The sequence below is a fragment of the Caulobacter sp. FV1ye13L genome (genome assembly GCF_058681155.1).
In genome coordinates, this window is sequence record NZ_CM178732.1 from 399,334 (window position 1) to 419,975 (window position 20,642).

Annotated in this window: 16 protein-coding genes; 6 read left to right on the top strand and 10 right to left on the bottom strand. The window is 66.0% G+C overall.

From position 1 onward, the window contains the following. Positions 1 to 378: 378 nt before the first annotated feature. The gene (locus tag ACW176_RS01795) at positions 379 to 3,162 is read right to left on the bottom strand and encodes a TonB-dependent receptor (protein ID WP_492110664.1); all 2,784 of its coding nucleotides are present in this window, start codon (positions 3,160 to 3,162) and stop codon (positions 379 to 381) included. Between the two features lie 387 nt (positions 3,163 to 3,549). On the opposite strand from ACW176_RS01795, the gene ACW176_RS01800 reads away from it, so the two are divergent. After that, positions 3,550 to 4,878, top strand: a complete 1,329-nt coding sequence (locus ACW176_RS01800; RefSeq protein WP_492110665.1) for an MFS transporter — start codon at positions 3,550 to 3,552, stop codon at positions 4,876 to 4,878. Next, a complete protein-coding gene (locus tag ACW176_RS01805; RefSeq protein ID WP_492110666.1) occupies positions 4,875 to 6,743 on the top strand; it encodes a DUF8034 domain-containing protein in 1,869 nt (622 codons plus the stop codon). Before ACW176_RS01800 ends, ACW176_RS01805 begins: the two co-directional genes overlap by 4 nt. 39 nt (positions 6,744 to 6,782) lie before the next feature. On the opposite strand, the gene ACW176_RS01810 is transcribed toward ACW176_RS01805, so the two are convergent. The 5 genes from ACW176_RS01810 to efp form a co-directional block, all read right to left on the bottom strand. After that, on the bottom strand, positions 6,783 to 8,351 hold the full coding sequence (locus ACW176_RS01810; RefSeq protein WP_492110667.1) for a carboxylesterase/lipase family protein: 1,569 nt from the start codon (positions 8,349 to 8,351) through the stop codon (positions 6,783 to 6,785). 56 nt (positions 8,352 to 8,407) lie between these two features. Next, positions 8,408 to 9,310, bottom strand: a complete 903-nt coding sequence (locus tag ACW176_RS01815; protein ID WP_492110668.1) for a LysR substrate-binding domain-containing protein — start codon at positions 9,308 to 9,310, stop codon at positions 8,408 to 8,410. 142 nt (positions 9,311 to 9,452) lie between these two features. After that, positions 9,453 to 11,030, bottom strand: a complete 1,578-nt coding sequence (locus ACW176_RS01820) for an aldehyde dehydrogenase (NADP(+)) (protein ID WP_492110669.1) — start codon at positions 11,028 to 11,030, stop codon at positions 9,453 to 9,455. Beyond that, positions 11,014 to 11,958: a 5-dehydro-4-deoxyglucarate dehydratase gene (gene kdgD, locus ACW176_RS01825; RefSeq protein WP_492110670.1), complete on the bottom strand. Its 945-nt coding sequence runs from the start codon at positions 11,956 to 11,958 to the stop codon at positions 11,014 to 11,016. Before kdgD ends, ACW176_RS01820 begins: the two co-directional genes overlap by 17 nt. A 486-nt stretch (positions 11,959 to 12,444) precedes the next feature. Beyond that, on the bottom strand, positions 12,445 to 13,011 hold the full coding sequence (gene efp / locus ACW176_RS01830; RefSeq protein ID WP_419318500.1) for an elongation factor P: 567 nt from the start codon (positions 13,009 to 13,011) through the stop codon (positions 12,445 to 12,447). Positions 13,012 to 13,136: 125 nt separating this feature from the next. Between efp and epmA the strand changes: the two genes are divergently transcribed. From epmA to ACW176_RS01850, 4 genes are all read left to right on the top strand, one after another. After that, entirely contained in the window at positions 13,137 to 14,198 is a 1,062-nt protein-coding gene (gene epmA, locus ACW176_RS01835; protein WP_492110671.1) for an EF-P lysine aminoacylase EpmA, read from the top strand. 61 nt (positions 14,199 to 14,259) lie between these two features. After that, on the top strand, positions 14,260 to 15,297 hold the full coding sequence (locus ACW176_RS01840; RefSeq protein WP_492110672.1) for a lysine-2,3-aminomutase-like protein: 1,038 nt from the start codon (positions 14,260 to 14,262) through the stop codon (positions 15,295 to 15,297). 128 nt (positions 15,298 to 15,425) lie between these two features. Continuing rightward, positions 15,426 to 16,304: a 3-hydroxybutyryl-CoA dehydrogenase gene (locus ACW176_RS01845; protein ID WP_492110673.1), complete on the top strand. Its 879-nt coding sequence runs from the start codon at positions 15,426 to 15,428 to the stop codon at positions 16,302 to 16,304. A 29-nt stretch (positions 16,305 to 16,333) separates the two neighbouring features. Further along, complete coding sequence (locus ACW176_RS01850; RefSeq protein ID WP_492110674.1) at positions 16,334 to 17,557, top strand: DUF418 domain-containing protein; 1,224 nt, start codon at positions 16,334 to 16,336, stop codon at positions 17,555 to 17,557. 50 nt (positions 17,558 to 17,607) lie between these two features. On the opposite strand, the gene ACW176_RS01855 is transcribed toward ACW176_RS01850, so the two are convergent. From ACW176_RS01855 to ACW176_RS01870, 4 genes are all read right to left on the bottom strand, one after another. Then, positions 17,608 to 17,988 carry a type II toxin-antitoxin system VapC family toxin gene (locus tag ACW176_RS01855; RefSeq protein WP_492110675.1) on the bottom strand — a complete coding sequence of 127 codons (381 nt, stop codon included), beginning with the start codon at positions 17,986 to 17,988 and terminating at the stop codon, positions 17,608 to 17,610. Between the two features lie 72 nt (positions 17,989 to 18,060). Then, positions 18,061 to 18,330: a hypothetical protein gene (locus tag ACW176_RS01860; protein ID WP_492110676.1), complete on the bottom strand. Its 270-nt coding sequence runs from the start codon at positions 18,328 to 18,330 to the stop codon at positions 18,061 to 18,063. A 43-nt stretch (positions 18,331 to 18,373) separates the two neighbouring features. After that, positions 18,374 to 20,248, bottom strand: coding sequence for a ferrous iron transport protein B (gene feoB, locus ACW176_RS01865; protein ID WP_492110677.1), 1,875 nt, complete (start codon positions 20,246 to 20,248; stop codon positions 18,374 to 18,376). A 17-nt stretch (positions 20,249 to 20,265) separates the two neighbouring features. Further along, positions 20,266 to 20,595 carry a FeoA family protein gene (locus ACW176_RS01870; RefSeq protein ID WP_492056552.1) on the bottom strand — a complete coding sequence of 110 codons (330 nt, stop codon included), beginning with the start codon at positions 20,593 to 20,595 and terminating at the stop codon, positions 20,266 to 20,268. Positions 20,596 to 20,642 lie beyond the last annotated feature (47 nt).

Genomic DNA, 20,642 nt, shown 5'->3' on the forward strand with positions numbered 1-20,642 from the left:
CGCCAGGCGCTGACGTTGGAACATAACCAGATGCCAGACCTTCGTCGCCAACACCTATTGAACGGGATCGCCGCATGGCGAGCATTATGGGGTGTCGGCCCATCATGGGCGGAACGCCGTGCCTGCCCAAATGAGAGCCCCGTTGCTGTTGGACTGAAAGCGCCCGAAGCTTGGCTAGGGTTGCGCAACATTTAGGGCCTGCAGCACCCGCATGCCAACTCACCAGAGAACCCACCGGATCCGCAGAGATGACCTCTGAAAGGCCGATTTCGGCGGCCTTTCTCCTCCAGGGCCCGGCAGCGGGAAGCAAGAAGAAAGCGCCGGCCTGGAGGAAGGCCGGCGCTGGATCCAGGGCGCGGAGGTGGAAGGATGAACGCCCTAGAAGTTGTACCTCAGCCCGACAAAGAACTGCCGGCCGCTGTGGGTGTAGACATTCAGGCGGTTGCTCTCGCCGACATACTGGTCATTGAACTCATCGGTCAGGTTCACGCCTTCGAACGACAACTTCAGGTTCGGCCGCAAGGCAATCGTCGCCTGCATGTCGAAGTTCAGGGTCTCGTTGGTGCCGTGATAGGCATTGCCGTCGCTGCCAGGCACCTGGGTCAGGTAACCTGCGCGATAGGCGGCCGAACCGCGAACGCTGAACCGCTCGGTCTCGTAGTAGATCGTGGCGTTGGCGGCGTTCTTGGACAGGCCCACAAGACTGGCATTGACCGTCGGCGCGCCAGGGGTCGTCGAGGTCAGGTACTCAATGTCCGAGTTCACATAGGTGTAGTTGGCGATGAAGCCGAAATTGCTCCAGAAGCCCGGCAGGAAGGTCAGGGGCTGCTGCCAGTTCAGCTCGAAGCCCGACAGGTCGCCGCCGTTGGAATTGACCGGCTGGGTCACCTGGAACACTTCAGTCGAGGTAGCGCTGGTGCCGACCAGCAGAGAGTCCGGCAGGCCAAGGGTGTTGTAGACCGCCTCCTGACGCAGAGTGGCGACGAAGGTGTCGATGCGCTTGAAGAAGAAGCCGGCGGCCAGCATCGTGCCCGACTGCGGATACCATTCCAGCGACAGGTCGACATTGGTCGACTTTGTGGGATCCAGGTCCGGGTTACCCGAGCTGAAGTTGCGGTTGGCGCCCTGGACGTTGACGTCGCCGCCGGGGGACAGCGAACCGATGCCCGGACGGGCGATGGTCTGGGCGGTGCTGAAGCGGGCCACGACGGTATCGGTGACATCGGCGGCCAAGTTGAAGGCCGGCAGGGTCAGGTTGTAGCTGCGCGAGGCCTCGACCCGCTGAATCACGCCGCCGACGGCGGCATAGCCGGCCGATTCCTGGTCGGTCTTGACGTGACGCAGACCCGCGTCGCCCCGGAACGGCAGACCAAAGGCGTTGAACCGGAAGTCCGCCTGGACATAGGCGCCCGAGCTCTGTTCCTGCACAGCGCCATACTGGCCGCGCGCCGAGCTGTTGTTGGTGTTGGTCAGGGCGTAGATGCCGGTGTTGCTGTAGATGCCCAGCAAGGCGGCGTACTTGTCGATGTCGGGAACCAGCCAGGCGGTGGCGTTGCCGGCGGGCAGGTCCAGATTACGGCCAAAGCCGCTGAAGACCTTGGAGACCGAAGCCAGTTCCGCCGGCGTCAGGGTCTGGCTGACCGTCTCGGTCGTACGATAGGCGCCGTAGCTGTCGTACTCGAACTTGCGCCAGTCGATCCCGGCCTTGATGGTGACGTTATCGGTCCAGTCAAACTCGCCATAGACCTTGGCCGTCGAGAACTGGTTTTCGACGAACTGCGGCCGGATCCGCACTTCCGACGTGCCGTTGATGGCCGACCAGTTGGCCGGATCGGTCGGGTCAAAGCCGAGATTGATCGTCGGTAGGCGGTCGCCCCGGAAATCGTAGCTGTAGTTCTGGGTGTTGGCCCGGTCGAACGTGACGATGGTCGAGACCGGCTGGGTGAAGGTGGAGTCCGCATAGCCCGCGATGACGCCGGTACGGATCCGGGCGCCGAAGTCGCGCGTGCCGGTGAAAGTGAACTGCTTGAACTCGGTGTTCAGCTCGTCATAGGCCGACTGGGTGCGTAGATCGACATTGTCCATCCGCGCATAGACCAGGTTGTTACCCTCGACGACGCCGTCGCGGATGATGGTCTGGGGTTTGCCGACGCCGGCGCGCGACAGACCCAGCGCCTGGAGCTGGGCTTCCTTGCGGGTGCCCTCAAGGTAGGAATACAGCGCATCCAGGGTCAGGATGGTGTCTTCGTCGGGCTTGAACTGTACCGAACCTGTGACGCCCAGACGCTTGGAATTGATGTCGTAGCTGACATAGGACGGAATGCGCGGGGCGAAGATGCCGCCGGCGGCCGTATTGGTGTTGATCTGGGCGATCGTGTAGCCCGGCACGGTCGAGGCCGCATTGAAGCCGCCGTTGCTGCCGCCATAGGTCCAGCGCGTGATATTGGCGCCTTCTTCCTTCAGGTGACGCTCTTCGTAGGCCACCGAGACAAGGGCGCCGAGGCGGCCATCAAACCAGGTACGGCTGGCCAGGGCCGACAGGCGCGGCGTGGTCTTCTCGGACAGGTCGTTGTAGCTGGCCGTCGCCGACAGCACGAGCTGGGGCTTGCCGCTGTCGAACGGGCGGGCGGTCATCAGGTCGACGGTGGCGCCCAGCGAGCCCTCTTCCACATCGGCCGAGGCGGTCTTGCGCACGGCCAGACTGTTGAAGAGGTCGGAAGCGAAGACGTTGAAGTCGAAACCGCGGCCGCGATTGGTGCCGCCGCTGTTGGCGGTGCCGCCGGTGGTGGAGATGGCCTCCATGCCGTTGATGCGGACGCGTGTATATTCCGAGCCCAGACCGCGCACAGTGACCTGACGGCCCTCGCCGTTGATCCGCGAGATCGAGACGCCAGGGATGCGCTGCAGGGATTCGGCAAGGTTCAGGTCGGGGAACTGGGCGATGTCCTCGGCCTTTATGGCGTCGACGATGCCGCTCTCGCTGCGCTTGAGATTGATGGCGCTGGTCAGGCTGGCGCGGAAGCCCGTGACGACGACGGCCTCAACCTCGTCGCCGGCCGGAGCCTGCCGCTGGGCATGGGCGACGCCCGCCAGCGACATCGCTAGCACCGAGACGCCGCCGGTCAGCAGCGCACGCAGGCCCAGTGTGGTGTTGAAAGCCATGTTCCCTCCCAAGCCCGCCTTCGCGGGTCACGTTCTTGTCGGGGTCCGTCTACGCCGCAGCAAGCGGCGGTTTGAGACCCTTGTTTTCGAGCCAAACGATAGGGGTGCGGGTCGGATATGGGCCAATCCTAATCCGGCATCGACCAATGCGCGATTTGTACCGATGCGGCGCCACAGGCCCCCAGCCCTGCACCAATGGTCGGGAAATAACACTGTGAACTTCTCCCAACGCCTCATCGCGCCCTTGGGATCGATGTCTGTCCAGCCTCAATTCATGTCTGGCTTGGATCGGTCCATAGGCGATTTGACTTAGACCTTGCGCCCCCCCGCCTCTAGCTTTGGTGCTGCAAGCCTCCCGCCAGCGGAGACGATGAGGATGGAAAACCCATGACGGCCAACGACGCGGACAAGACAAAGCGGACACGCGCGCGCTGGATGATCGTCGGGGTGCTGTTCGTCATCACCACCATCAACTACGCCGACCGCGCCACCTTCTCGATCGCCGGACAGTCGGCATCCAAGGAGCTGGGCCTGGACCCCATCGCCATGGGCTACATCATGTCGGCCTTCGCCTGGGCCTATGTTCTGGGTCAGATCCCGGGCGGCGCGCTGCTCGACAGGTTCGGTTCGAAGAAGATCTATACAGCCGCCCTCGTGCTCTGGTCGGGCTTCACCCTGCTGCAGGGCTTCGCCGGGATCTGGAGCGGTCTGGCCGCCGCCCTCGCCCTGTTCGTCATGCGCTTCCTGGTCGGACTGGCCGAGGCGCCGTCCTTCCCCGCCAACGCCCGTATCGTCGCCGCCTGGTTCCCGGGACCTGAGCGCGGCACGGCTTCGGCGATCTTCAACTCGGCGCAGTACTTTTCGCTGGTCGCCTTCGCCCCGCTGATGGGCTGGCTGGCCCACAGCTTCGGCTGGCGGTCGGTGTTCTTCGTGATGGGCGGCGTCGGCATCGTGGCGGCGTTCTTCTTCGTCAAGCTGATCCACAGCCCCGTGGATCACCCGGCCATCAACAAGGCCGAGTTCGACTATATCGCGGCCGGCGGCGGCCTGGTGCGGATGGAAGAAAAGAACACCGCCAACGGCGCGTCTTTCAAATGGGCCAACGTCAAGCAGGTGCTGACCAGCCGCATGCTGCTGGGCGTCTATCTAGGCCAGTACTGCATCAATGTGCTGACCTATTTCTTCGTCACCTGGTTCCCGATCTATCTGGTCAAGGAGCGCGGCCTGTCGATCCTGCAGGCAGGCTTTACCGCCGCCCTGCCCGCCCTGTGTGGCTTTGCCGGCGGCATCCTGGGCGGGATCATTTCCGACGCCCTGCTGAAGAAGACCGGTTCGTTGAACATCGCCCGCAAGACGCCCCTGCTACTGGGCATGGTGCTGGCCACCAGCATCATCCTGTGCAACTTCGTCGAGCAGGAATGGCTGGTCATCGTGATCATGGCCGCCGCCTTTTTCGGCAAGGGTGTCGCCTCTCTGGGCTGGGCCGTGGTCGCCGACACCTCGCCCAAGGAGATGGCCGGCGTCACCGGCGGCATCTTCAACACTTTCGGCAATGTGGCCGGCATCGTGACCCCGATCGTGATCGGCTACATCGTGGCGGGCACCGGCTCTTTCGACGGCGCTCTGATCTTTGTCGGCGCGCACTGCATCATCGCCATCGCCGCCTATTTCCTGGTCGTCGGCAACATCCAGCGCCTGGAGCTTAAGCCGGCATGAGTTCAGACCGTTCGACGACCGGCCGCCGCCATTTCCTGACTTCGGCCTCGGCCTTGCTCCTGACCGGCCTCGCCGGCCCTACCCTCGCTGCGCCGACGGTCGCGCAGATCACCTCGCCTATGGCCCCGCCCGACTGGGCGCTGCTGCAGCGCCAATTGCTGCACGCCCATACGGCGGCCTGCGAGGAGTTCTTCGCCCGCTATTTCGACGAGCGCGGCTTCCTGCTGGCGATGGAGCGCTGGGGGGCCAATGACGGACCCGACGACGCCATCGAGAACGTCAACGACTGGCCACACCTTCACGCCCTGGGCGGTGATGACCGTATTCTGGAACTCTACAAGAAGGCCTGGGAAGGCAATCTGCGCCAGTACACCCTGGCCAGGACCAAGGACGTGCCGTTCGCCCGCGACGGCATGTACTACAAGGAATTCCCAGTCCAGATTGACTGGCAGCACCTCAGCGAGGGTCTGTCGGTCTTTAATCTGCAGGGTCTGTCAGACCCCTATGACGCCCGCTTCCGCGACCGCGCCAGGCGCTTCGCCGGCCTCTATATGAACGAGGACCCGGGCGCGCCGAACTACGACCCCAAGGTCAAGATCATCCGCTCCATGTTCAATGGCAGCCGTGGCCCGTTGATGCGCAAGGCCACCGCGCTGGACTGGGCCGGCGACCCGTTCGAGGTGGCCAATCGGTTCCAGATGGAGCACGGCGAGCGCACCTACGAAGAGACCCTGCATCACTACGACGAATACACCGACATCGTCGGCGACAGCCCGCTGAACCTGCACGCCACGACCCTGGCGCTGAACGCCTACATGCTGGACCACGAGCCCAAGTACCGGACCTGGATGCTGGAGTATCTGGACGCCTGGATCGACCGGGCAAAGGCGAACGGCGGAGTCTTGCCCAGCAATATCGGTCTGGACGGCAAGATCGGCGGCGAGACAGACGGCAAGTGGTGGGGCGGAGCCTATGGCTGGGGCTTCAGCCCCGTGGTGCCCCAGACCGGCAAGCGCGAGGACCGCAACCGGGTGCCCCGCGCCATCGTCGCCTTCATGAACGCCTATCTGCTGACCGGCGACGACAAGTATCTGGACGTCTGGCGCAGGCAGAATGACGTCATCAACGCCCAGAAGAAGGTCGTCGACGGCAAGCCCTCGACGCCGCGCATGCATGGCGACAACGGATGGTACAGCTTCACGCCCGGGGACTACACCGCCAACGCCTGGGAGATCTGGTACCTGTCGATGAAGGCGTCAGATCGGGCGCGGACCGGGGGCGAGGTTCCCTGGGTGTCCTTCCTCGAGGGCAAGAACCCGGGCTATCCGGCCCAGGCCCTGCGCGCCGACCTGTCGAAGGTGCGCGAGCGCGTCCAGGCCCAGCGCGACGACAAGACGACGCCCGACACCCGCCTGGCCGACAATGCGCTAGACATCAATCCGGCCAGCGTCACGGCCCTGATGCAACTGATGCAGGGCGCCATCCACATCGCCCGCCCGCCCTGGACCAAGACCTCGCCCAACCAGGGCGGCGCGCCGCTGCACGCCCGGCTGCGCTATTTCGATCCAGCCCGGCGACGCGCAGGCGTTCCGCTGGATGTCGCCGCCCTGGTCGAAACGATGACTGCAGACGAAACCACGGTGACGCTGGTCAATATCAACCAGTCCGAGCCGCGCGACGTCGTGGTCCAGGGCGGGGGCTATGGCGAGCATCAGGTGCTCAGCTATGCATTGGACGGCAAGGTGACCCCGGTGGGAGCCTCGTCCTTCACGGTGCGGCTGGCGCCGGGCGGTGGGGCAAAGCTCCTGCTTAAGATGAAACGCTATGCCAATCCGCCGACGCTGAGCTTTCCCTGGGATCGGTAGGAGTTGCTCATCCCCCATTTCACGGAGGAGAAAACAACGTTACGTCCCCTCCTTCAGGAACGGCGCCACCGAGAATAACTCCCGCTCCTCCCGACGCGGATCGTCGACAATCTTCGACGTCACATCGAGCACCAGCGTCTCCCGCTTGGGCAAGGTGTACTGGCCCCAGGCCGGAACAGCTGCGCAGTTCGGGTCACCCGTCCGGGCAAAGGCGATGAACGCCTCGCTCATCTGATGGGCCACCGCCCTGGCGTCCGGCCCGGTTCCGGTCTTCGAGCCCGGCTTGTCCAGATTATCGAACACCAGGGCGATGTCGAAGCTGTGGTAGGCGCGCAGTTTGCCGCCATCCAGCGGCGAGCCGAAATCCAGCTGGTACATCCAGGCCGGCGCGCCGATCTTCGCCCGCTGCTCGGCCTGGATCAGGTGGCCCGGCCAGGATCGCCCCGCCGTGGTGGCGGCGAAGAACACCTCCGACGGCGTATAGTGCGAATAGAGCTCGCGATAGCGTTTGACGATCAGGGCCGGAGCAACGTCCAGCACCAGTTCGGGGCCCAGGCGTGCCGGCAGCTCAGCCCAGGTCAGGTCGAAATTCTTCGGATCGCCGCCCAGGAAGGCGCGGGTCTCGTCATGGGTGTTGCCGATGATCATCGGGATGTGGGCGCTTTCGCGGGGCGCATCGGGATGGAACGGATGGCGCGGCAGCACCCCGCCGTCCATCACCGACCAGAAGACGACGGAGCCCTTGATCTCGATGGGGTCGCGCATCTTCAGGGCTTCGACCAGCCGCTCGGCCGGCAGGGTGCGCAGGGCGTCGGTCTGGTCAGGACGCAGGCCCAGTTGCGCCATGAAGGCCCGGGCCCGCAGCTCGGCATGATAGGGGCCCATGGCGGTGACGTGCTGGCCGCTCATCGTGGCGACCTTGTGCATCAGCCGCTTGGCGGCGGGCATCGCCATCAGGGTGACCAGCTTGGCCCCGCCGCCCGACTGGCCAAAGGCGGTGACATTGCCAGGATCGCCCCCGAAGGCGGCGATGTTGTCGCGCAACCATTGCAGGGCCAGGATCAAATCCAGATTGCCGACATTGCCGCTGTCGGCCAGGTCCGGTCCGCCCAGCGTGGCCAGATAGGCATAGCCGAACACGTTGAGCCGGTGATTGACCGTGACAACCACCACGTCGCCGCGTTTGCACAGGTTCACGCCGTCATACAGCGGGTCGGAGCCCGAGCCATTGGCGTGCGCCCCGCCATGGACATAGACCATCACCGGCCGCTTGCCGGTGTCCAGCGCCGGGGTCCAGACATTGAGGAACAGGCAGTCTTCGCTGGTCGGCTCGCCGGCCTTGGTCTGCGGGCTGGCCGGGCCGTAGGCCAGGGCGTCGAGGATCCCGGTCCAGGGCGTGGGCGGCAGCGGCGGAAGGAACCTGCGCGGACCGGTGTCGGCGCCGTAGCGCACCCCCTTGAAGACCTTGACCCCGTCGACCTCGCCCCCACGCACCTTGCCATAGCGGGTCACGGCGACAGGGGCCCTGGGCGCGGCCTTGGCCGAAGACAGACCCGCCAGGCTCGCGAGGACGGCTCCGGCCAGGACGGCGCGGCGGTCGGTGGTCATGGGAGCTCTCCCCGAGAGGTCTTTGGCCCGCTCACGAGGAGAAGGCGTGATCAGGCTTAGCCCGTCTCAGACGGCGAGGCCTCGGCCATGCACAGGTCGATGAACGAAGCCAGGATCGGGCTGTCATTGTCCTTGCGCCAGGCCATGTAGAGCTCGACAGGGCGGTCGGGAGTGGTGGCCACGGGGCGAAATTGCACGTCGTCGAAATGCAGGCTCATGGCCGCCTCGGGCACGATAGCGGCGCCCAGTCCCGCATGGACCAGGGCCAGCATCGAATGGATCTGGGTGACGTGCTGAATGTAGTTGGGCGACACGCCGTTGGCGTCGAACAGCGTCGTCAGCATGTTGTGGAAATAGCCTGCGCCCTCGGCCGAATACATGATTAGCGGCTCGGCGTCGAAATCGGCCAGGGTCAGCGAAGCCTTGGCCAGACGCGGATCCCCCGTCGGCAGGGCCGCGACCAGGGACTCGCTCAGAACCCGAGCTGTGGCGAACTCGGCGCGCTCCATGGGCGGGCGCACCAGGCCGATGTCGATGCGGCCGGTCAGCAGGGCCTCGACCTGTTCGCTGGTGACCATCTCGCGCAGGGTCAGGTCGGCGTTGGGCAGGCGAGCCCGCGACAGGATCACCAGGCGCGGCAGGAAGCTGTAGCCCGAGGCGGCGGTAAAGCCGATGGCGATCTGACCGGCATCGCCGCTGGCGATGCGGCGAGTGGCCAGGGCCGCGCTCTCGGCCAGGCGCAGGATGCGGCGGGCCTCCAGAAGAAAAGCGCGACCGGCCGGGGTCAGGCGCACCGACCGGCTGGTGCGGTCCAGCAGCACCACGCCCAGAATGCGCTCGAGCAGTTGCACCTGCCGGCTCAGCGGGGGCTGGGTCATGTTCAGGCGCTGGGCCGCGCGGCCGAAGTGCAACTCCTCGGCCGTGGCCACGAAGCAGCGGAGCTGACTGAGTTCGAACATCGGAAAGCGCCCGCTGGAAATTCCTTGAGGCCGCGACGCTATCTGCTGGGCGGGTATGGCGGCCAGCGCCTTCTTCCCCTTGGCGGGATCTCCCTGTCCAAGACTGGAGGGTCGGGAAAGAAGGCGCGTGACGGGCATCGGCTCAGGTCAGGCTGAGCTTGCCGTCGATCCGGCGCACGAGACCCAGCGGGTTCTCGGGCTTCAGTTCGTCAGGCAACAGTGCGGCGGGCAGGTTCTGATAGCTGACCGGCCGCAGGAAACGGGCGATGGCCAGGCTTCCCACCGAGGTGGTCCGGCTGTCGGATGTGGCCGGGAACGGACCGCCGTGAACCATGGCGTGCGCCACCTCGACGCCCGTGCCGAAGCCGTTGACCAGGATCCGACCGGCCTTGAGCTCCAGGTCGGGCAGCAGGTCGGCGGCCAGGGCGTGGTCGGGCTCGTCCATGTGCAGGGCGACGGTCAACTGACCTTCCAGGGCCGTGACCACCCTGTGCAGTTGCGCCATGTCGGCGCAGCGCACCACGATCGCGGCGGCGCCGAACACCTCCTCGGCCAGATGCGGGTGAGCCAGGAAGTCGGCGCCGGAGACGCTGAACAGCGCAGCCTGGCCCTGGTTCCGACCCGCGGCTTGCCCCTTGGCGAACGAGGTCACGACCGGGGACTGGGCCAAGGCGCTGACTCCTGCGGCGTAGACGCGTGCGATGGCGGGCGTCAGCATGACGGCGGCCGGGACCGGGCTGAGGGCCTCCCCGGCGACGGCCAGGAAGCTGTTCAGCTCAGGGCCTTCCAGCGCCAGGATCAAGCCAGGATTGGTGCAGAACTGACCTGCGCCCAACGTCAGGGCGCCGACGAAGTCCCTGGCGATCGCGGGACCGCGCGCCGCCAAGGCGGCGGGGAACAGCAGCACCGGATTGACGCTGCTCATCTCGGCATAGAACGGGATAGGCTCGGGCCTGGCCTGGGCGACGGCCGCCAGAGCCAGCCCGCCGCGACGCGACCCGGTGAAGCCGGCGGCCTTGATACGGGGATCGGCGACAAGGGCCTGCCCGACCTCAAAGCCGCTGTCATGGATCAGGCTGAAAACACCGGGGTGCAGGCCGCAGGCGGCCACAGCTGACTGGATGGCGCGGCCGATGATTTCCGACGTACCAGGATGAGCCTGATGAGCCTTGACCACCACCGGACACCCGGCGGCCAGGGCGGATGCGGTGTCCCCGCCGGCCACCGAGAAAGCCAGCGGAAAATTGGACGCGCCAAACACGGCCACGGGGCCCAGCGGGATGTTGCGCAGGCGCAGGTCCGGGCGGGCCATCGGCTTTCGGTCGGGCATCGCTGGATCGATGCGGGTCTCCAGGAACCCGCCGTCGCGCAGCACGCTGGCGAACAGACGCAACTGTCCCGTCGTACGACCGCGCTCGCCTTCCAGACGCATGCGCGGCAGGCCGCTCTCGGCCATCACGCGCACGATCAGGTCGTCGCCCAGAGCCTCGATGTGCTCGGCAATGGTCTCAAGGAAGGTCGCGCGGGTCTCGTAGGACAGCGCGCGATAGGGCTGGAAGGCCGCCGACGCTAACGCGCAGGCGACCTCCAGATCCTCTAGCGTCGCGCCGCCGAAGGCCGGCTCCAGCGTCTCGCCCGTGGCGGGATCAATCCCGCGAATTTCACCCTGGAAGCCGCGGGTCGCGCCGCCCCCGATCAGCAGTTCACCCGTTAGCCGCAAGGGGTTGGTCCTTAGGTTGGGCGCCTGCGATAAGTGCTTGCAGTTCCGCGAACTCGCCAGGCGTCAGATCTGTCAGTGGCGGCCGAACAGGGCCAGCCCCCCGGCCAACAGCGGTCATGCCGGCCTTGACGATCGACACCGCATAGCCGCGCCCGCGATTGCGCAGGGTGATGTAGGGCAGCACGAAATCCCGCAGACCGTTCATGACCGTTTCCCGATCGCGGGCCCGCACCGCCTGGTAGAAGGAAAGCGCCCATTCCGGCATGAAATTGAAGATCGCTGAGGAATAGGTGGTCACGCCCATTTCAAGATAGGGCAGCGCGAAGGTCTCGGCTGTGGGAAGCCCCCCGATATAGGTCAACCGATCGCCCATCCGCGCATAAACGCGCATCATCAGCTCGATATCCCCGACGCCGTCCTTGAAGCCCACGAGGTTGGCGTTGCGGTCGCAAAGCTTTTCCAGCGTGTCCTCGTTGAGGATCGCGTTGTCGCGATTGTAGACGATGACGCCCAGCGAGGTGGACTTGCAGACCGCCTCGACGTGGGCGGCCAGGCCCTCCTGCGTCGAGTTCATCAGGTAGGGCGGCAACAACAGGATGCCGTCGGCGCCCTCCTTCTCAGCCGATTGGGCCAGGTCCGTGGCGATGGCCGTGCCATAGCCGCAACCAGCGATGACCGGCGCCTTGCCGTTGGTCTCGGCGACGGCGGCGCGAACCACGTGGGCCACTTCTTCTGGGCGCAGGGAGAAGAACTCGCCTGTGCCGCCCGCGGCGAACAGGCCCGCCAGTTCTCGCTGCAGCATCCAGCCGCAATGCTCGCGATAGGGACCTTCCAGAAAGCGATGCTGGTCGTCGAAATGGGTGACCGGAAAGGACAACAGGCCTCCGCCGATAATTTGCGCCATTTCGGACGGCGTCATTCTGCTCATGGAGATCCTCGCTAATCGTGGCCCCGGCATTTAAGCCGCCGCAACCTTGGTCGACCCTGACGCTAGAGGGCGAGTTGCGTGGGGTCTAAGCCAAAGGCGCTATGGACCGATGCGAGAATTGGCTTGATTGACGATCAACTTAGCCGCGCCATGATTCAATGTGGTCCCCGTAGATCACCGCCCGCTCACGACGGTCATCGGAGCGCTACCTAACCGTCCAACCGGCGACACATGTGCCCTTTTCTCCGTGGCCGGTCCGGCTGCCATAAGCGGACCTTCCGGAGGTCGGCTGAGAGTCAATCAACGCCCAAAACGAAAAAGGCCCGGCGCTTGCGCACCGGGCCTTCTGATCTCTCGTTCTCCCCATGCGGGAGAAGATGTCGCCGTCAGGCGACGGATGAGGGGGCGCGCGGACGGTTCTGAGAGACCCCTCATCCGTCCGCTGCGCGGCCACCTTCTCCCGCAAGGGGAGAAGGAAACCCGCCCCTAGTCCTTGGCGCGTTCCTGATACGAGTTGTCTTCGGTCAGGATCACCACCCGCACGCCCACGGCGATATAGGGCGGCACGGTGGTCTTGATGCCGTTGCTGAGCAGGGCCGGCTTGTAGGACGAGCTGGCGGTCTGGCCCTTGACCGAGGGTTCGGTGTCGACGACTTCCAGGATCATGGTGCGCGGCAGTTCGATGGCGATCGGGATGTCGTTGTGGGTCGACAGCTGGACCGTCATGTTCTCCTGCAGATAGGGCGCGGCGTCGCCGATCACGTCCGGGCTGGCCACGACCTGGTCGTAGTTTTCCGGGTTCATGAAGTGGAAGCCCTCGCCGTCCTGGTACAGGAAGGTGTGGTCGCGCTGGTCGACAAAGGCGCGCTCGACCTGCTCGGTGGTGCGGTAGCGTTCCGAAACCTTCACGCCATCGCTGATGCGGCGCATGTTCAGCTGGGTCACCGGGGTGCCCTTGCCGGGGTGGATGTTGTCGACGGTCAGAACGACATACAGGCGGCCGTCCATATCGACGACGGCGCCTTTGCGGAGCGAGCTGGCGGCTACCTTCACTTCTTCAGTCCTTGGGCTTTCCGGGCGCTGCCCGGAGACGGCCGCGCGAATGGAGTAGAGATCTTGTGACCGCCCTCCTATAGCGAACGCGGCAAGATCGCCAGTCTCTACTATGCGGAGCGCCCGTGGCTGCTGACGCCCCCTCTCCCCCCAGGTCGCCATGGTGGACGCCTTCGGTTCACGCCGATCGCCGGCCCTTCCTGCTGGCTCGCAACGCCATCACCCGCGCCGTGCGCGGATGGTTCGAGGGGCAGGACTTCGTCGAGGTCGAGGTCGCCGCCCTGCAGGTGTCGCCCGGCAACGAGGCCCATCTGCACGCCTTCTCGACCACCTTGACCAGCCTGACGGGCGAGCCGGACCAGGCCTTCTATCTGCACACCTCGCCGGAATTTGCCTGCAAGAAGCTGCTGGCGGCGGGCGAGGCGAGGATCTTCGATTTCGCCCGAGTGTGGCGCAATCGCGAGCGCGGGCCGCTGCACCATCCCGAGTTCGTGATGCTGGAATGGTACCGGGCCGGGGCGCCCTATGAAGTGCTGATGAACGACTGCGCGACCTTGCTAGCCATAGCGGCCGAGACGGCGGGGACGCGGCGGTTTTCCTTCCGGGGCCTGGACTGCGATCCCTTCGCCCCGCCCGAGCGGCTGAGCGTGGCGCAGGCCTTCGACCGCCACGCCGGCGTGGATCTGCTGGCCAGCCTGGGTCCCGATGGCCAGACCGACCGCGACGGGCTGGCTGCTGCGGCGCGGGCGGCGGGGATTCGCGTCGCCGACGACGACAGCTGGGCCGACATCTTCAGCCGGGTGATCGTCGAGAAGGTCGAGCCCCGGCTGGGCGTCGGGCGCGCCACCCTCCTGTGCGAATACCCGGTGGCCGAGGCGGCCCTGGCGCGGCCCAAGCCCGGCGATCCCCGCGTGGCCGAGCGCTTCGAGCTGTATGCCTGCGGGGTGGAGCTGGCCAACGCCTTTGGCGAGCTCACCGACCCGGTCGAGCAGCGCCGCCGCTTTGTGATGGAGATGGACGAGAAGGCGCGGATCTATGGCGAGCGCTATCCCCTCGACGAGGATTTCCTGGCGGCTCTGGCGATCATGCCCCAGGCCTCGGGCTGCGCCCTGGGCTTTGACCGGCTGGCGATGCTGGCGGCGGGGGCGACCCGGGTGGATCAGGTGATGTGGGCGCCGGTGGCCTAGGGGCTGGGCCAGGGCTCGGCATTGTATCCCAAGCGCTTTTCAGCCATATCCCGCCGCTCTCATGCCCCCCGCCCACACCCTTCGCAGCGCCGCCGCCCTGGCCGACGCCGGCCTGATCGCTCCCGAGCGCCTGCCGGCGCTGGAGCGCGTTGCGGCGCAATATGCGGTGGCGATCACCGCCGACATGGCCGCCCTGATCGAGCCGGCCAACCAAGCCGACCCCATCGCCCGCCAGTTCGTGCCGCAGGTCGCCGAGCTGGTCAGCACGCCCGGCGAGGATCCCGACCCGATCGGCGACCTGACCCACAGTCCGGTCGAGGGCATAGTCCATCGCTATGCCGACCGGGTGCTGCTCAAGCCCACCCACACCTGCGCGGTCTATTGCCGGTTCTGTTTCCGCCGCGAGATGGTGGGCCCCGAGGGGCTCAAGACCCTGTCGCCCGCCCAGTTGGACGCCGCCTGCGCCTATATCGCCGCGCGGCCGGAGATCTGGGAGGTGATCGTCACCGGCGGCGACCCTCTGGTGCTGTCGCCGCGCCGCCTGCGCGACATCGGCGAGCGGCTGGCGCAGATCGAGCATGTGAAGGTGGTGCGCTTCCACACCCGCGTGCCGGCCGTGGATCCGGCGCTGATCACCGGCGAGATGGTCGACGCGCTGAAGGCCAGCGGCAAGGCGGTCTATGTCGCGCTGCACGCCAACCATGCCCGCGAACTGACGCCCGCCGCCCGCGCCGCCTGCGGCCGGATCGTCGATGCGGGCATCCCGATGATCAGCCAGACCGTGCTGCTGGCCGGAATCAATGATGATCCCCAGACCCTGAGCGCCCTGATGCGGGCCTTCGTCGAGACGCGGATCAAGCCCTATTACCTGCACCATCACGACTATGCGCCTGGCACCGCCCACCTGCGCACCGCGATCGATGAGGGCCAGGCGCTGATGAAGTCCCTGCGCGGCGCGATCTCGGGCCTGTGCCAGCCGACCTATATTCTCGACATCCCCGGCGGCCACGGAAAGGTCCCGGTGGGGCCCGGTTATCTGGACAAGGGGACGGTGGAAGACCCTGAAGGCCGGGCGCATCCCTATCCCCCTGCGGGATAGCGCGACACTTCCCCGCTGCGTCGCAGCAAAGCCTTGGCGAGGGCGTGCTTTCTCGTGCTAGAAAACGCATCACAATTCAGGGCGCGGACCAGGGTCCCAGCGCCGTATCAGGCGAAGGCTTGGCGTTCATGAGTGAAATCAAGTCTGTCGGCGTAATCGGCGCTGGCCAGATGGGCTGCGGCATCGCGCATGTCTGCGCTTTGGCGGGCTATGAGGTTCTGCTGCACGACGTGACGCGCGACCGCATCGACGCGGGCCTGGCGCTGATCGAGAAGAATCTGGCTCGCCAGGTGGGTCGCGGCATCATCGACGAGGCCGCCATGGCCGCGGCTCTGGCCCGAATCAAGCCCGCCGAGGGCGTGGACGCCGTGGGCCAGACCGATCTGGCCATCGAGGCGGCCACCGAGAACGAAGAGACCAAGAAGGCCATCTTCCGCAGCCTGCAGCCGCACCTGAAGCCCGACACCCTGCTGGCCTCGAACACCTCGTCGATCTCGATTACCCGACTGGCCTCGGCCACCGACCGCCCCGAGCGGTTCATCGGCCTGCACTTCATGAACCCCGTCCCGCTGATGAAGCTGGTCGAGATCATTCGCGGCATCGCCACCGACGTGCCCACCTATGAGACGGCCGTGACCTTCGCCAAGTCGCTGGGCAAGATCACCAGCAACGCCGAAGACTTCCCCGCCTTCATCGTCAACCGCGTGCTGGTGCCGATGATCAACGAGGCGATCTACACCCTCTATGAGGGCGTGGGCACGGTCGACGCCATCGACACCGCCATGAAGCTGGGCGCCAACCACCCGATGGGCCCGCTGGAACTGGGCGACTTCATCGGCCTGGACACCGTGCTGAGCATCATGAACGTGCTGCATGAAGGCCTGGCGGACAGCAAATACCGCCCCTGTCCGCTGCTGGTGAAATATGTCGAGGCCGGCTGGCTTGGCAAAAAGGCCGGACGCGGGTTCTATGACTATCGGGGCGAGACGCCGGTTCCCACGCGCTAGGCGTGCGGCGTCTCCGATGAGGGACGCCAATGACCGAGACTCAGACCTTGCGGCCGGTGACGGCCGGCGATCGCCATATGAGCCTGGACGTCCTGCGGGGCCTGGGCGTCATGGGCATCCTCGCGGTCAACGCCGTGGCCTTCGCCCTGCCGATGGACGTCTATATGACGCCCAATCTCTCGCCCTTCTCGATGGACGGGGCCGAGGGTGACGCCTGGTGGGTGGTCCAGACCTTCTTCCACTACAAGTTCGTCACCCTGTTCTCGATGCTGTTTGGCGTGTCGCTGCTGCTGGTCGGCGGCGAGCGCAGCGACAAGCCGCGCGGGGCCCTGCTGCGGCGCAGACTGGGCTGGCTGACCCTGTTTGGCCTGATCCATGGCCTGCTGATCTGGTATGGCGACATTCTTCTGCTCTATGCCGTGACCGGCTTTGTGGTGCTGCTGTTCCGCTCCTGGAAGCCGCGCACCCTGTTCATCGTCGCCATCACGATCATCCTGCTGGGGTCGGCCCTGGCGATCCTGCCGATCATGGCCCTGGACTTCGCCCCGGCCGCGACCCGCGCCGAAGTGCTCAAGGAGATGTCCAAGGGCAGCCCGGCCGACATCGCGGCCGCCATCGCCACCGTCAAGTCCGGCCTGGCCGGGGCCATGAGCGTCAACTTCAAGGCCTGGATGTTCCTGCAGCCGGTCAGCCTGCTGGTCGTGATCTGGCGAACCGGGGCCCTGATGATGCTGGGCATGGCGCTCTACAAGTGGGGCTTCCTGACCGGGCGCGCCCCGAGCTGGGTCTATGCCCTTCTGGTCGCCTTCGGGGCGGTCGGCCTGTGGGTGACCGGCATGGAGTCGCGCGAGAAGCTGCTCATTGATTTCGCCCAGCCGCGCTCCAGCGGGGCCCTGCAGATCGGTTTCGAGTTCCTGACCCTGCCCATCACCCTGGGCTACGCCTCGCTGGCGATCCTGCTGCTGAAGCTGGACCTGCTGCGCAAGCTGCTGACGCCCCTGGCCCGGCTGGGCCAGATGGCGTTCACCAACTACATCAGCCAGTCGATCATCATGACCACGATCTTCTGGGGCGGGCGCGGACTGGGCCTGTATGGCGACGCCAACCGCGTGGACCTTTGGGTGATCGTCGCGATCATCTGGGGAGTGCAGCTGATCTGGTCGCCGCTGTGGCTGTCGAAGTTTTCGATGGGCCCGCTGGAGTGGGCCTGGCGGCGGCTGGCCTATGGCAAGGGGCTGGCGCGGGCGGGTTAGCCCAGGGTCGCCGGCAAACGCCTCCTCAAAGGATCGGTGCGCCGTTGCGCCTACCAGAGGGTCGGGACGCCGTAGTCTCCGATCATCCGATCACGGGTGACGAGGATCGCGTCGTTGCGGTTCGCTTGAGCGATCAGCAGACGATCCCACGGATCGCGATGCACGGATGGCAACCGACCCGCGTCGCGGGCGTCCTGCCATCGCAGGCCTATCCATGCCAAGCCCTGTGCCTGCACGGCGTTGTCCAGGTCGAGCGCCATGCGCTGAAGTTCAGCGTCTCGGGAGCGTTTATACTCGATCTCGTAGGCGGAAACGGGGCTTACAAGAACTTCGTTGCGCCTCGCCGAGATCGCTTCGAACGCAGTCTTCGACAATCTGGTCGCATCAATCACGCTCCAGATGAACGCATGGGTGTCGAGAAGAAGCCGCATTTGAACGCCCCGAAATTCTACCTATAGGGGCATTCATCGATCGACACGCGCAAGAGCGTTTTGGGGTCGCTGTTAGTCCTTGGGGAAAATGGGATTGTCCATTTCCGCCTCTATCTCCGGATCGGGACCAATGAAGAGGTCATCCGGGATGTTGAGATTGAGATGGCTCCATGCACCCAAGGTGCGGCGCCCCCCCTCAACGGCCTTCGCCTCTGGCGGCGGGGGATTGGCGATCGCCACCGCCTCTCCGGCGAAGGTCAGCACAACCTCTTCGCCAGCTCGCACATGAGCGACCAACTCGGCCAAAGCGTCCCGCTTGGCGATGTCTACCCGGATCGTCATGACTAAAGCCTAGCACAAGACGTGCTAGCCAACCAATCCGCCCCTACCCCGCCCCCATGGCCACGGCGATATGATAGGTCGCGAACGAGGCCAGATAGGCCAGGCCGGTCATGTACAGGAACATCACGGTCGGCCAGGTCCAGCCATTGGTCTCGCGCTTGACCACGCCAAGCGTCGCCGCGCACTGCGGGGCGAAGATGTACCAAGCCAGAAACGACAGGGCCGTGGCCAGCGACCACTGCTTGGCCAGCAGGCCGCCCAGGGCCGTGCCGGCCTCGTCGTCGCCGCCAACGGCATAGACGGTGCCCAGCGCCGCCACGGCCACTTCGCGCGCCGCGAAGCCCGGGATCAGGGCCACCGTCATCTGCCAGTTGAAGCCGATGGGGGCCATGACAGGGGCGATGAAGTGGCCGATGCGGCCGGCGAAGCTGTAGTCGATGGCCGGACCGGTCGCGCCTTCCGGCGGATAGGGGAAGGTCGACAGCACCCAGACCAGCACCATCAGCGGCAGGATGATGCGGCCGGCGCGGCTGATGAAGATCCGCGCGCGGGTCCACAGGTTCATCAGCACGTTGCGCGGCTCGGGCCAGCGATAGGTCGGCAGCTCCATCATGAACGGCTCGACCGTGCCCCGCCAGAACACCCGGCGGATCACGAACGAAACCAGCAGGGCGCTGACGATCCCGCCGGCATAGAGCCCGAACATCACCAGACCCTGCAGGGACAGAAAGCCCCACACCGTGGTCTGCGGAATAAAGGCGGCGATGATCAGGGTATAGACCGGGATGCGGGCCGAGCAGGTCATCAGCGGCGCGACCAGAATGGTGGTCAGCCGGTCGTGCTTGTTGTCGATCACCCGCGTCGACATGATCCCGGGGATGGCGCAGGCGAAGCTGGACAGCAACGGGATGAAGGCCCGGCCATGCAGGCCCGCCCCGCCCATGATCTTGTCCATCAGGAAGGCCGCACGGGCCATGTAGCCGCTGTCTTCCAGCAGCAGGATGAAGAAGAACAGGATCACGATCTGCGGCAGGAAGACCAGCACGCTGCCGACCCCGGCGATCAGGCCGTCGGTGATCAGGCTCTGCAGCAGGCCGTCGGGCAGAACGGCGGCGACCAGAGCGCTCAGGCCGGCAAAGCCCGCCTCGATCAGGCCCATCAGGGGCTCGGCCCAGGTGAACACCGCCTGGAACATCACAAACAGCAGCAGGCCCAGGATCAAAAGGCCGGCCGCTGGATTGAGCAGCACGTCGTCGATCTTGCTGGTGATGGTGTCGGGCCGCTCCGGCGGCTTCACGCAGGCCTTGAAGATACGCTGCGCCTCGGCGTGAGCGGCGCGGATTTCGGCCGCGTCGGGTTCGCGCCAGGTGCTGGCGTGCTCGCCGGCGCGGCTGAGGATCAGGGCCTCGGCCTGGGCGAGCAGGTCATCAAGACCCCGCTTGCGGGTCGCCACAGTGGTGACGATCGGCGCGCCGATCTCGGCCCCCAGCCTTTCCAGGTCAATGCGCAGGCCCTGGCGCTGGGCGATGTCGTACATGTTCAGCGCCAGCACGAACGGCCGGCCGACCTGTTTCAGTTCCAGCGCCAGACGCAGCACGAGGCGCAGATTGGTGGCGTCGGCGACGCAGATCAGCACGTCGGGCGCGGCCTCGCCGGCCAGGCGGCCGAGGATGGCGTCGCGGGTCACGACTTCGTCGGGACTGCGCGCGCGCAGGGAATAGGTGCCGGGCAGGTCGAGAAGGCGCAGGGTCTGGCCAGCGGCGGTGGTCACAACCCCTTCCTTCCGCTCAACCGTCACGCCGGCATAGTTGGCGACCTTCTGGCGGCTGCCGGTGAGGGCGTTGAACAGGGCGGTCTTGCCGGAATTGGGATTGCCGACCAGGGCGATCCGCGCCGGCCCAAGGGAGGCGGAGGTCAAAATAGCGGTTTCGGTGGTCAAGACTGGGTCCCGTCAAACTGCACGGTCACTGCATGCGCCTCGCGCCGGCGCAGGGCCACGCGGGTGTCGTCGACCCGCACAGCGATAGGGTCGCGGCCGAACAGGCCCTCGTGCAGGACCTCGACGCGCGCGCCCTCGACAAAGCCCATCTCCAGAAGCCGCCGCTCCAGTTCCTCGGCATCGACGGCCTCGGCCGCGCCGGTCTGGCCGGTGACGCTGACGATCACCCCCTTGTCGCCGCGCGAGGCTTCGCCCAGCGAACGCGCGCAGGGCGGCTCGGCAAGATCGGCGTCAAGGCCGGAAACCAGGGCAAGACCGTCGGACATCGAGACTCCCGCGAAAACTTGCGAGTGATTATCAGTTCAGGACCGCG